Below are 13002 nucleotides of genomic sequence, written 5' to 3'. Positions count from 1 at the left end.
AAGTAATAACAATAGATATGATGAATCGGAAGACATAATAAATAAAATCTTGAATAGGTTAACTTAGAAAAACAGTGGCGTGTAGTAGTGTAGTAACTTGATTGGGGGAGATAACATGTCAAAAGCAACACTTGTGCTAACTAGTATTGCCGTACTTGTTGGTGTATTTATAGTTGGCTCAGTCATAGCAAATTTTCTATTTAAAGGAAATGTAGAACAAGAAGTTAAAACACTTTTTAGTAATGTAGAAAACAAAGGAGAAATTGTGACGGAGGAGGATATAGAGGGACTGCCCCAAAATGTTCAAATATGGCTGGAATATGCCGGAGTTGTTGGAATGGAAAAAATAGCAGCTGTTCGTTTAAAACAAAAAGCAAATATGAGATTGGGAGTGGATAAGCCATGGATGCCAGTAGAAGCAGAACAATATTTTACTTCAGAAGAGCCAAGCTTTATTTGGAAGGCAAAGATCAAAGTGGCTCCGTTAATTCACATTGCAGGAAGAGACAAATACCAGGATGGAAAAGGGAATATGCTTATTAAAGCTCTTTCATTACTTACTGTTGCTGACTCAGAAGGAAAAGAAATCGATCAAGGCACTTTGTTAAGGTATCTTGCTGAGACGATGTGGTTTCCATCTGCAGTTTTAAAGGAGTATATAACATGGGAAGAAATAGATGAAGATAATGCTAAAGCAACCATGACCTACGGAGATATAACGGCATCAGGAATATTCACTTTTAATGATAACGGAGAGGTTATTAAGTTCGAGGCTGAACGATATGGGGAATTTGATGGAGAGTTTAGTCTAGAGACTTGGTCCATTTCATTGAGGGATTATAAAGAATTTGAAGGAGTAAGAGTTCCTTCAAAGGGGGAGGTCACCTGGAAATTAGGTGATGGAGACTTTACCTGGTTTAATTTTGAAGTTACAGAAATCCAATATAATAAACCAATACCATATTAGTTGGAAGCGAAGGGACGGATAAAGTATGCTAAGAAGAGCAAGAAAAAAAGAGCAAAACAGGAATATACCATATAATATTAAGAGGAACGTTTTTGGTAGAATAGAAACCAAGCACAGAGGAAGTTGAAAATCCCTGCAAACTGGCAAGAGTTACTGGTGTACTTACAAGTACTATTTGCTATTTGGAAGTTATAACACAAGAAGCGACACCCCCGTCCCATTGATTCACCATTGATTCCTTATTAAATAAGTTAAGTTTTGCTGGTAATTCTCCATTGAATTGGATTTTAGCAGGGGAAATCTAGAGCTTAAATATAAAGGCAGCAAATATAGCTTTATGGTTGAGAAGGTTACACGAATTTTAAGATACTTGTGATGAGCAACTGGTAAGGAGACTAGTCCAGAGGGTTACAGTTTCTGATGATAAAGTGCTTATTGAGTTGGAGTCAGGAGTTGAGCTTGACGTTGAAATATAAGATATTGAGTTGACTGCCAATCGGGGAATTTATACTTTGGTTGGTGGTTTTGCTTATAGAAATGTATGAATAAATATAAGAAATATTTCTGCTTGACAAAGAAATTTGTTAACTATATAATGAACAAGGAATAAAAACAAAATAACTTGTTAGGAGAGGCTCCTAAATGAACACAGGCTATTGCCCAAAAACGTCCAGAGACGCCAATGGGTAGAACAGGCATGATCGGATTAAGGTCTGCTTAAGATAGCTGATTCAATTACTTGGATCTACGTCATTTAGTGCTAAAACCCACACGAGGAGTTTATAGTGGAAAACCTATGAAAGAAAATCATTTTTAATGATAAGTATTCTCAGAGTGCATCTGAGCAGAAACCTTTATGGTTACTTAGGTATGGAAAAAAATAGGTACCTTTGTTGATGTGTTTACTATACGACTTCTCTTTTGAGAGGTCGTTTTTTATTTTTAGATTAGGAGGTGAGTCCATGGAAAGTGATAGTGATGTCCCCAATTGGGGTAGGCAATGTATAAAGGTAGGTAAAAAGTTTAAAACTACAATCAAGTTGGAGGGATTATCATGGAAAAATTCAAAAGAACGATTTGGACTCATCTGGAAAATAGAGATATGGAGTCATTAAAAAAATTATTAAGTGAAGCAGAAACGATTGAATTATTTGATGTAATGAGGGAATTATCCTCTGAGGAGCAGGCTATTGTTTATCGACTGTTATCTAAAGATAAGGCATTACTAGTATTTGAACAGCTAGATACCCATCTTCAACAAAAACTACTAGCATCCTTTACAGAAGATAAAGTTATAGAAATGATTTCAGAGCTAGCACCAGATGATCGTGTTAGATTATTGGATGAACTACCTGCAAAGGTAACAAAAAAATTAATAGCATCTCTTTCTACTGAAGAGCGTAAAGAAACAGCCCTGCTTATGGGATACGAAGAAGAAACTGCTGGAAGAATCATGACAACAGAATATGTAAGACTTAAAAGAAGTTATACAGCTTCTGAAGCATTAGAAAAGGTAAGAGCTAATGCCCAAGATAAAGAAACCATCTATACTATCTACATTACCGATGAAAGTAGAAAACTAGAAGGGGTACTTTCCTTAAGGGAACTAGTGATGGCATCTCCTAAAATGAAGCTTGAAGATATTATGCATAAAAAGATTATAAAAGTCTCAACCGATACAGATCAAGAGGAGGTAGCTCGTACATTACAAGAACTAGATTTGCTAGCTTTACCTGTTGTAGATAAAGAAAATAGATTAGTAGGAATCATTACAATAGATGATGCAATGGATATTCTTGAAGAAGAAACAACTGAGGATATTTTTGATAAGGCGGGTTTAGCAGACTTAAATAGTAAAGAGTCTGATCGTAGTGAACGATTAGTAAACGGATCTGTTTTTCAGATTTGGAAGGTACGTCTACCTTTCCTAATTATAACTATGATTGGTGGTCTGATGGCTGGAGCGGTTATTGATGCATTTGAAGAAGCACTAGAGGCTATTGCAGCTGTAGCCATCTTTATCCCAGTGATCATGGATATGGGTGGTAATGCAGGAACACAATCCTCAACAATCTTTGCCAGGGGTTTAATCTTAGGACACATCAACACAAAGAAATTCTTTGGACATTTAGGAAAAGAAACACTTGTTGGACTAAGTATGGGTGCCTTGGTAGGTACTGTTACAGGAATCATTGCATCTGTATGGCAAGGGATTCCTGAGTTAGGAATTGCTGTAGGATTAGCTCTAGCAATTACAATGACACTGGCAACAGCATTAGGGTTCTTCATACCATATATACTGCTTAAACTAGATATTGACCAGGCAGCTGGAGCAGATCCAATAATTACAACCATCAAAGACATCTCGGGATTGCTGATATACTTTGTATTAGTAACACAGTTTTTAGGTTATCTTTTATAGAAGCTTTTAAAATTAAATAGAACTTGTTAGGTGAGGCTCCTAAATGAACACAGGCTATTGCCCAAAAATGTCGAGAGACGCCAATGGGTAGAACAGGCAGGATCGGATTAAGGTATGCTTAAGATAGCTGATTCAATAGAATCTACGTCATTTAGTGCTAAAGCTCAAAGGAGGAGTTGATATAGAATTACTTGATGAATAGTATCTTTAACAGCTATCGTATTGTTGCTGTGGATAATGATTCGGTTTATCAAAATTAAACGATTCCTTTGGGGTCGTTTTTCCATATAGAAAACTTTGAGGGGAGTGATGGGTATGCCAGACAGTAGTGATTCGGCCATGAAGCTTAGCAAAAGTTTTTCCAAAATAAAAGTGCTAGACCCTTTAAACAAAATAACTTATTTAGGAGGGATACCCATGACGATCTTCAGAGTAAATTTATTGAAATTTTTGAAGAAAGGTGATATAAAGGCCTTAAAGGAATTAATCAACGGAGTTGATATTATTAAGCTGACTCATGTCTTTAAACAGTTAAAGCCAGAAGAACAAGCAATTGTTTTTAAACACCTAAAAAAAGAAAGGGCTTTACAGGTATTTGAAGGCCTAGGAAGAGAAAGACAATCTATACTACTAAAACATCTTTCACGGGATAAAGTAAGGAGATCAACTGCAAAGGTGCATGCTATAAATAATTCAGAAATAATGCTACAGGATGCCTACGACAGAAGGTTTTATCCTAATGGTCAGTGACATTTTATTGAGTATATATCTACGGTTGTTCATAAACTCCTTAGGATATCTATGTAGAGGGGAGGAGGAAAGATGGTTACTACAAGTTTTATTATACGAATTACAATAGCCTTTGTTTTAGGGGGAGCTATTGGTGTTGAAAGACAGAAAAGGCAACGAATGGCTGGGATAAGAACAAATGCTTTGGTAGCATTAGGTGCTTTCCTATTTGTGACAGTATCTATGATGATTGAAGGGGAGGGAAGCCCTACCAGAATGGCTGCCCAAGTTGTTTCAGGAATTGGTTTTTTAGGAGCTGGAGTAATTATTAGAGATGGACTAAATATTAGAGGACTAAATACTGCTGCCACCCTATGGTGCTCTGCTGCCATAGGGGTATTAACCAGTACGGGATTCGTAGGGGAGGCAATTATTGGTACCATATTTATACTAATAGCAAATATTTATTTAAGACATGTTGTTCATGCCGTTGAAAAGCAACCTGCTTCTAGGGGAGGATTTGAAACAGTCTATAGCTTGAGGATAGTATGCTCAGATAAGGCAGAATTTCATATACGTGCCCTTTTGATTCATATGCTTCAGGGGGAGGATATTATGCTGACGAACCTTGAAAGTGAGGATATAGCAGGAACTGAAACTGTAGAAGTTGTTGCTAGAATAACGAGTTTAATGAAAAACCATGCAACTCTTGAAAAAATCGCCAGCAGGATTGGTTTAGAATCAGGAATCAGCTCGGTGGGTTGGGAAGTAGAAAATTAAGAAGTATTAATTATAATGCCTTTGTCATGTTTAAGCTATGACAAGGCTTTTTATTTTGCTAAAGAAGCACTCCACTAGATGACGCTCTTTATAAGCCCACTAAAGATAAAGTTCCACAATTTCAAAGAAAACTATAGATCTATATTAGCCCCTTGCCTCATGAGGTTAAGTACTAAGAGTACTGAAGTAAGTAAAAAACATAGCACGACATAATTCTACATAATTCTACATAATTCTACATAATTTTACAAAATCTATTGCTATTAGGTAGGTTTTATGCTAAGATTGTATTAACTATAATTCCAATAATTATTACCTGCATTTATAAGTTAAGTGTACAAATACCTATACTAAAGCAAACGTTCATCAGGTAAAAAAAGGGGGGATAAAAACCAAGCTAAAGGAATCAGCTATAAAATTTGTTTTAAAGCACAGGATATGAAAGTGCTACTATGAGAAAAATCGGTAATAAGGTTTATCAGCATATGCACACTATAAAAGCAAGGATAGAGTATTCCCAAATATGACAAAGATATTTAAAGGGTATTATTCTTTTTTTTTTTTTGCACATAACTTGAATTGCTATTTTGGCAAAAAATACGTTTTTGTCCCCCAGCAGGGTGAGGATACATAAGATATTGAGCTTCTTTTAAATGAAAGATCTATTTACGAAGTATGTTTAGAGCTTTTAAGCGTGAAATTGAAATTAGACAGCTTAAGGGTGACGATGTTGGTTTGCTGGTTATGTTATTTTCGTGTTTACTTAAGTGGGAGATTGACTCGTTAATCCTAGTCCACTTCAAACATGCTGAATTATAGTTGGAAAAATGTTTTGAAATATTTCCGCAACAGATAAGGTACAGATAGTATAAAAATATTAAAATAAAATCTAAAACTTTGAAGTAAAAAATATCGACAACTAAGGAGGAACCGTATGAAATACTTAAATACGCTTAAATTTAGAGTGATGATTATCTTACTATGTGTAGCACTTATTCCGCTTGTTAGCCTGGGTCTTTTTCAATATCATCAGTTTAATGTAACCGCCACTAATAATATTCGAATGCAGACGACAGAAATAGCTAATGTAAATGCATATAAGATTGAATCATGGCTCAATAGCAAAACTTCACAGCTTACAGAATCCCTTAAAGCAAACCCTGAGTTCAAAGATATGGATTTGGCATATATACGATCGATAATCAGATATATTGCTCAAAATGATGTGGAAGTCGCATCAACCACTGTTGCAGATAAAGATGGATATGCGGGAGTTATGGCGGCTGACAATAGACCTATTAACATTAGCGAAAGAGAATATTTCATTAAAGCAAGAGATACAAAAAGTATTGCGATTACTGATATAGTTGAAAATATTAATACAGGAAACAAACAAATTCCCATAAGTGTACCGATACTTGATGACAATAATAATTTTCAGGGAGCACTCACCAGTATGGTAAGTGTTGAATCGCTGGAACATTATATTGGGCAAATTAAGGTGGCCGAAACCGGATATGGCTTTTTATTATCCGACTATGGAAATATACTGTTCCATCCGGATCAAGAGAGGGTCGGAAAAAGCTATAAAGAATACTCTGTGAATCCAGATAAGGAAAAAGTTTTTAGTGAGGAAATTTTGTTAGAAAGTGATGGGTTTGTCACCTATCAAGACGATGACGGAGAACAGAAGACTGCGGCCTATGCAACTGTTCCCAGTACAGGATGGAAAGTGGTTGTGACAGTTCCTAACCAAGAAATCTATACAGAATTAGATAAGTCAAAGCTGGTAATAATGGTTTTAATATCTGTTGCTATACTGCTCATTATTCTGATATCTGTGTTTTTAGCAGGTTTTATAGCCTCCCCCATAAAATCGTTGGCTGAGCATATGAACATCCTGGCAAATGCGGATTTTACAAAGGAAGTGGATGAAAAGTTCCTAAAGAGAAAGGACGAGCTTGGATTGCTTGCAAAATCCGTAGATACTATGAGTAAATCAATTCGGTCCGTTCTTAAGGATATTGTCAGTGAAGCTGGTGGAATGAAAGATAAAGTTGAAGCTTCGTCACAAAATTTGTCTGAGTTAGTTTCACAAATAGAAGATGTTTCGGCAACTACAGAAGAGATGTCTGCTGGAATGGAGGAAACCGCTGCATCAACAGAACAAATGAACGCAACATCAACAGAAATAGAAAGTGCAGCGGATTCCATTGCGACAAAAGCTCAAAATAGTTCCATCATTGTTGAAGAAATCAGCGAGCGTGCACAGGAATTAAAAGAGAGTGCTGTCACTTCTCAGAGGATAGCATATGATATACGACAGACGATTGATGAAGATATGCGGACTTCCATCGAGCAATCAAAAGCAGTGGAGAAAATTAATGTGCTGACGGAATCCATCTTGCAAATTACCTCTCAAACAAACCTCCTTGCATTAAATGCCGCAATAGAAGCTGCAAGGGCTGGAGAAGCAGGCAAAGGTTTTGCAGTGGTAGCAGATGAAATACGTAAATTAGCGGAAGACTCGAAAAATACTGTTAATGAAATTCAAGATATTACAAAACTTGTAGTTAGTTCAGTAAAAAACTTGACACAAAGTTCTGAGAAAGCTTTGGATTTCATCGATACAAAAGTAATTAACGACTATAAATCAATGGTAAGTACAGGGGAGCAATACTATAAGGATGCAGAAGCCATTCAAGATATAGTAACAGATTTTAGTGCAACAGCCGAGGAATTGTTAGCCTCTATTCAAAATATGGCCCAAGCTATCAATGAAGTTACAGTTTCCAACAATGAAGGTGCACAAGGCACACAGCGTATAGCAGAAAGAACTTTGGATGTAATGCAGATGGCTACAAAATTTGCAGACTTTATGAAAGAGACTGAACATAATTCCGAAAGCCTAACCAAGTCAGTGGCACAATTTAAAATATAACATTAAATAAGATATAAATAATTCAAGGTTCTATATTCTTTAATATGGAATCTTTTTTTTCATTTGGACAGCGAAGGGACAGCGAAGGGACGGAGTTGCTGCTTTTCCAAGTAACTTTTGTTAAAGTGGTCTTGAGGTGATAAAGTAGGCCAAGAAGGGCAAGGAAAAAGAGCAAAACAGGAATATACCATATAATAGTAAGAGGAATAAATCGATAGAGTATATTTCAAAATGATGAAGATCGAGAAAAACTACTACAGACTTTGATAAGATATAAAGAAAAGTGTAAATATCGTATATATGCATATGGTTTACGGATAATCACATACATGTATTGTTAAGAAAAGGGAAGAGTATCTAGAACAAATAATGAGACGTATAAGTGGAAGTTGTGTATATTGGTATAATAAGAAATGTGAAGGGATTGGAAATTTATTTCAAGATTGCTTTAAAAGTGAATTTGCAGAAAGGGACACATATTTTTTAACAAGTATAAGGTATATTCATCAAAACCCTATAAAAGCAGGGATTGTGAGAAACATAAAAGAATATAAATGGAGTAGCTATAGAGAATACTTAGAAGCTGCCCAAATAATAGATAAGGAAGATGTATTAAAAATATTTGCTAAAGATAATGATCTAGCCATAGAGCTCTTTATTAAATATAATAAAGAGAGTAGTAATGATAAGTACTTAGAAATAGAGGACAAAAAGAAGAAGATATCAGATATTTATAGTAAATAACAGATCGGAAAGGAAAACTATGAGAATCATTATTTCACCTGCAAAAAAGATGAAAATAGATACAGATGCCCTAGGACATCATAATCTTCCGCAATTCATAGAAGATACGAAGATCCTCCTAGAATATTTAAAGAAGTTAAGCTATGAAGAAGTCAAAGCAGTATGGAACTGCAATGATAAAATAGCTACCCTTAATTACGAGAGAATTCAGAAAATGGATTTATATCGCAATTTGACACCTGCTATCCTTGCCTATGAGGGGATTCAATATCAGTATATGGCTCCTGACATATTTAGCACAGAGGAGTTCTTATATCTCGAGAAACACTTGCGTATTATGTCGGGTTTTTATGGCATATTGCGACCCTTTGATGGTGTCGTTCCATACAGATTGGAGATGCAGGCCAAGCTACATGGAAATGATGTTAGCTCACTTTATAGTTTTTGGAATAGCAAGCTGGCGACACATCTCCTTTCAGAAAGCAAGTGCATTGTAAATCTGGCTTCTAAAGAGTACAATAAATGTATCTCAAAATATTTAAATCCTGATATCCACTTTATTACCTGTATCTTTGGAGAGATGACAGAAAAAAGGGTGGTGGAAAAAGGCACTCAAGTAAAAATGGCTAGGGGAGAAATGGTACGCTTTATGACAGAAAAGCAAGTAGAGAGGGCAGAGGAAATAAAGGGATTCGACAGATTAAATTATACCTTTGCAGAGGAGCTGTCAGATGAGAATACCTATGTGTTTATTAAATAGGTTGCCTTTACTTTTTTAAAGCTAAAGTTAGACTCTCCTTTAGTTTCATTAATATAGAGTCATTAAAAACTTTAAAGATTTGAGGGTATGAATATAAAAAAAGAAGGGATAGATTGATATGATAGGTGTAGAAATTGATATGGTTGTATCGGATAGCTTGAAGGCATTGAAATTATACGAAAACATATTTGATATTGAGCCTATAGAGGTGACGTCTTTTCCAGAGGGTGAAAATGAGGTGATATTTTCCCTCTATGGAGTCCATTTTCATATGCTGGATGAAAATCCGGAATTTCAGATGAAGGCACCCACCATGGATGATCCCAAGTCAATTTGGTTCAATATTATGGTGCCTGATATTGAAGAAACATTTTCGAAAGCAATCAAGGCAGGCTGCAAAGTAATACAAGCAATAACGGAAATACCAGATTATGGGGTAGCCAATGCTATATTTTTAGATTCTTTTGGCTATATGTGGATGGTGCATCAAGTATATAAAAAACTGAGCTTTGAGGAGCGTACTCGTCTCTGGGAAGAGAAAAAGGGGAGCATTTAGTAATTTGGGGGGAAGCTATTTATTAGATAGTTCATATATCTATAAGAGCATATGATAGATAGCCAATATCTGCTATCTTTAATTTAAAGTGGAGAAGAGTAATAAGATTTTTTATACTTGATATTCATGATTTTATTTGCTATTTTCTATATAGATTTATTTAGTTAAAAAGCCAGCAGATACAACTATCAAAATTGTCTGCTATAAATACACCAGACATATGGAGGCTGTCGTAAGGATTGAAAGAGAACAATTAGTAAGGGGTGGTGAATCTGGAATAGATATCTACCACCCCGTTTTTTGTATTTCAATGGGTTTAACAAGTCTGTGTAACATTTCATTAGTTAGCTTAAGAAAAGAGATAAAAGACTATTATAGTGATCTAATGATTTCTGAAAGCCTTTTTAATCCAACTGCCAAGTCATCAAGTGAAGCATAGGAGTAGGAAATTCTTAAATACGGGTTCTTAGTAAAGCTGTAAAGATTACCGGGATTAATCAATATATTTTCGTTAATAGCCAATTCAAATAATTTTTCTGTAGATATAGATAAATTAAGTTTAAGCCAAATATAATAACCGCCTTTTGGAACATTCCACGAGGCTAAGTCAGCAAAGTATTGATCTAAAAAGCTTAGAACAAAGTTTCTTCGATTGATTAATTGAGTTCTGAAAGATTTTAGATGCTCCTCATATAAGCCACTTTCAATCCATTCAGTTAACGCCCATTGTGAAAGAGAACTAGCACCGTAATCAGTTTGCATTTTAATATCGCCAAGTCTTTCTACAACAGGTTCCGGCCCTGCAACCCATCCAATCCTTAGGCCAGGAGCAAGGGACTTTGACACACTTCCTAAGTAAAGAACATTTCCAGTGGAGTCATGAGCTTTAAGGGGTACAGGCGGTAACTCATCAAACCATAGTTCTCGGTAAGCATCATCTTCAATTATTGGGAGCTGATTTGATTTGCACCACCTAAGTACTTCTAATCTTCGGTTTAAACTCATAGTTAGTCCTGTAGGATTATGAAAAGTAGGAATCGTATACAGTATTGAAGTGTCATTCTTTATATTTGATTTATTAATCATCCACGGTATTAAACCATTTTCGTCCATGGGAACATCTTTCATTTGCATGCCGGTTGATTCAAACACATGCAATGATTTTACATAAGATGGTTCCTCTATAAAAACTGTGGAATTTGGTCTTAATATACTGATAGAAACCAGTTGTAAAGCTTGTAAAGAACCAGAAACTATGAGGATTTGCGAAGGAGTCACATCCAGTTCGAAACTTTTAAGATAATTGCTAAGGGCTTTTCTTAGTTCAAGAAGTCCAAGTGGTTCAATATAGTTAAGTGAAAAAGCTCTGGATGGAATTTTGCCTAGAACTTTTTTCATCATCTCATGGGGAAACAGGTCAGGTGACATTTCGCCTGTACTTAGTCTGATTATATTTTCTTCAAATTCTAATTTATTTATAGCTTGGATGGTTGGAAAGTTTGCTTTGTGAATGCCGGATTCTATATAACTTTTCCAATTCGGTGTAGCAGCAGAAAAAAGTAGAGACCATGTGTTGTTTGTTATTGTTGTACCCCCACCGAAGTTGCCTTCAATAATACCCAATGAGTTTAACTCTGATAAAGCTTCTATTATAGTGCTGCGATTAACATTTAACGTTTTTGCCAAATCACGCTGTGAAGGAAGCTTTTGGCCAATTAACCAATCGCCTCGAGAGATCCTTTCGGTAATATAATTAACAATTTGCTTTGAAAGTGGCAATTGGTTTTTTCGATCAGGCTTCCAGTCGAAATTGATAACTGTTGAAATTTTATTCCCCATATGTTCATCCTTTCCCTGTATGTTGTATGATTATATATTAAAGTTGGTTGGTTGAAAAGTCAATGAATGGATGGATAATTGCTATGAATTATAAGTTATAATTAAATAAAAAAAGAGAAAGGAATAGGTGAGTAAAATGAAATTGAATGATTTTAAATTGGAGGTATTTTTTGGTAAACATGAATTTACAGCTCCATATTTACTTACTCAGTCTGACTGTGAGTCAATGTCGGTTAGGGAACTATTAGCTTATGAACCGGGAGCTGAAGAATTACTGTTAAATGGTTGGTTGGGATATACAGAAGTTTCCGGCAACCCAGAGTTAAGGGAGATAATATCAAAGCTTTATCAGAGAATTGAAGCTGAAGACATTATCGTTCATGTAGGTGCCCAAGAGGCAATTTTCAATTTTTTAAATGTATGCTTGGATGAAGGCGATCATATGATCAGCCAATTCCCTATTTACCAGTCTCTTTATGAAGTAGCAAACTCTATTGGATGTGAAGTATCCAAATGGACGCTTAAACAAGCAGACAATGGTTGGGTTATGGATTATGATGAGCTTGAAAGATTAATAAAACCAAACACAAAACTAATCTGTATAAATAGTCCCAATAATCCAACAGGCTATACTTTCACCGCAGAGGAAATGGAAAGAATTGCAGATATTGCACACAAAAATGATATCTATGTATTCTGCGACGAGGTATATAAAGGTATTGAACTCGATGGTGTAAAGAGACCTTGGTTCGCAGATATTTATGAAAAAGGCATATCTTTAGGTGTTATGTCTAAAGCATACGGCCTAGCCGGTCTTAGAATTGGCTGGGTTGCTGCAAAAGACAAGGAAATTCTTGAAAAAATGGTTAAAATGAAACATTATACAAGTATTTGTAGCAGCAGTTCAGCCGAGGAATTGGCAATAGTTGCACTAAAACATAGTGATGAAATATTAGAGCGTAACCGCAAAATTATTGAAGCAAATCTTAAAATTGCAGATAAGTTTTTCCAAAGGTATCCGAGACTGTTCAAGTATAATAGACCTACAGCAGGCCCGATAGCATTTCATAAAATGAATATCGAGACCCCTATAGGCCAATTTTGCGACCAACTGGTAGAAGAAAAAGGCGTACTGTTATTGCCCGCAGATATGTATGCATATGACGGACAATATTTTAGGATGGGTTATGGACGGGCAAGCTTTGAGACTAGTCTGAAGGTCTTTGAGGAATATTTAATTGAGAAAGGTCTGGTTTAGGTGAGA

At 35.6% G+C, this 13002-nt stretch carries 11 protein-coding genes and 2 riboswitches; of the genes, 10 read left to right on the top strand and 1 reads right to left on the bottom strand.

Annotated elements, in window-relative coordinates; all coding sequences use genetic code 11:
* The first annotated feature begins 115 nt into the window (after nt 1-115).
* From CACET_RS15060 to CACET_RS15025, 9 genes are all read left to right on the top strand, one after another.
* Nucleotides 116-967: a DUF6544 family protein gene (locus tag CACET_RS15060; protein WP_044824439.1), complete on the top strand. Its 852-nt coding sequence runs from the start codon at nt 116-118 to the stop codon at nt 965-967.
* Nucleotides 968-1581: 614 nt separating this feature from the next.
* Nucleotides 1582-1754, top strand: a riboswitch (M-box (ykoK) riboswitch).
* Between the two features lie 175 nt (nt 1755-1929).
* Nucleotides 1930-2082, top strand: a complete 153-nt coding sequence (locus CACET_RS20565) for a hypothetical protein (protein ID WP_158386091.1) — start codon at nt 1930-1932, stop codon at nt 2080-2082.
* Nucleotides 2022-3389, top strand: a complete 1368-nt coding sequence (gene mgtE, locus CACET_RS15055; RefSeq protein ID WP_044824440.1) for a magnesium transporter — start codon at nt 2022-2024, stop codon at nt 3387-3389. The genes CACET_RS20565 and mgtE overlap by 61 nt, the downstream gene beginning before the upstream one ends.
* 15 nt (nt 3390-3404) lie before the next feature.
* A riboswitch (M-box (ykoK) riboswitch) is annotated at nt 3405-3572 on the top strand.
* A gap of 234 nt (nt 3573-3806) precedes the next feature.
* A complete protein-coding gene (locus CACET_RS15050) occupies nt 3807-4139 on the top strand; it encodes a magnesium transporter MgtE N-terminal domain-containing protein (RefSeq protein ID WP_158386089.1) in 333 nt (110 codons plus the stop codon).
* Between the two features lie 72 nt (nt 4140-4211).
* Entirely contained in the window at nt 4212-4898 is a 687-nt protein-coding gene (locus CACET_RS15045; RefSeq protein ID WP_044824442.1) for an MgtC/SapB family protein, read from the top strand.
* Nucleotides 4899-5832: 934 nt separating this feature from the next.
* Nucleotides 5833-7839 carry a methyl-accepting chemotaxis protein gene (locus CACET_RS15040; RefSeq protein ID WP_052661340.1) on the top strand — a complete coding sequence of 669 codons (2007 nt, stop codon included), beginning with the start codon at nt 5833-5835 and terminating at the stop codon, nt 7837-7839.
* A gap of 369 nt (nt 7840-8208) precedes the next feature.
* Complete coding sequence (locus tag CACET_RS15035) at nt 8209-8583, top strand: hypothetical protein (RefSeq protein WP_052661342.1); 375 nt, start codon at nt 8209-8211, stop codon at nt 8581-8583.
* Between the two features lie 19 nt (nt 8584-8602).
* A complete protein-coding gene (gene yaaA, locus CACET_RS15030) occupies nt 8603-9343 on the top strand; it encodes a peroxide stress protein YaaA (protein ID WP_044824443.1) in 741 nt (246 codons plus the stop codon).
* Between the two features lie 118 nt (nt 9344-9461).
* A complete protein-coding gene (locus tag CACET_RS15025; protein WP_044824444.1) occupies nt 9462-9899 on the top strand; it encodes a VOC family protein in 438 nt (145 codons plus the stop codon).
* 372 nt (nt 9900-10271) lie between these two features.
* Here CACET_RS15025 and CACET_RS15020 read toward each other — a convergent pair whose 3' ends face one another.
* Nucleotides 10272-11738, bottom strand: a complete 1467-nt coding sequence (locus tag CACET_RS15020; protein WP_044824445.1) for an aminotransferase-like domain-containing protein — start codon at nt 11736-11738, stop codon at nt 10272-10274.
* A gap of 136 nt (nt 11739-11874) precedes the next feature.
* On the opposite strand from CACET_RS15020, the gene CACET_RS15015 reads away from it, so the two are divergent.
* A complete protein-coding gene (locus CACET_RS15015; RefSeq protein WP_044824446.1) occupies nt 11875-12996 on the top strand; it encodes an aminotransferase class I/II-fold pyridoxal phosphate-dependent enzyme in 1122 nt (373 codons plus the stop codon).
* Nucleotides 12997-13002 lie beyond the last annotated feature (6 nt).

It is taken from the genome of Clostridium aceticum, from assembly GCF_001042715.1.
GTDB classification, from domain to species: Bacteria; Bacillota; Clostridia; order Peptostreptococcales; family Natronincolaceae; genus Andreesenella; species Andreesenella acetica.
Note: the sequence above shows the minus strand (reverse complement) of the source record. Positions and strands in the feature narration are given on the sequence as shown.

Coding starts and splice junctions, on each gene's coding strand:
- CACET_RS15040 (WP_052661340.1), top strand. CDS start 5,833: ATGAAATACTTAAATACGCTTAAATTTAGAGTGATGATTATCTTACTA.
- CACET_RS15060 (WP_044824439.1), top strand. CDS start 116: ATGTCAAAAGCAACACTTGTGCTAACTAGTATTGCCGTACTTGTTGGT.
- CACET_RS15020 (WP_044824445.1), bottom strand. CDS start 11,738: ATGGGGAATAAAATTTCAACAGTTATCAATTTCGACTGGAAGCCTGAT.
- CACET_RS15025 (WP_044824444.1), top strand. CDS start 9,462: ATGATAGGTGTAGAAATTGATATGGTTGTATCGGATAGCTTGAAGGCA.
- mgtE (WP_044824440.1), top strand. CDS start 2,022: ATGGAAAAATTCAAAAGAACGATTTGGACTCATCTGGAAAATAGAGAT.
- yaaA (WP_044824443.1), top strand. CDS start 8,603: ATGAGAATCATTATTTCACCTGCAAAAAAGATGAAAATAGATACAGAT.
- CACET_RS15045 (WP_044824442.1), top strand. CDS start 4,212: ATGGTTACTACAAGTTTTATTATACGAATTACAATAGCCTTTGTTTTA.
- CACET_RS20565 (WP_158386091.1), top strand. CDS start 1,930: ATGGAAAGTGATAGTGATGTCCCCAATTGGGGTAGGCAATGTATAAAG.
- CACET_RS15015 (WP_044824446.1), top strand. CDS start 11,875: ATGAAATTGAATGATTTTAAATTGGAGGTATTTTTTGGTAAACATGAA.
- CACET_RS15050 (WP_158386089.1), top strand. CDS start 3,807: ATGACGATCTTCAGAGTAAATTTATTGAAATTTTTGAAGAAAGGTGAT.
- CACET_RS15035 (WP_052661342.1), top strand. CDS start 8,209: ATGAGACGTATAAGTGGAAGTTGTGTATATTGGTATAATAAGAAATGT.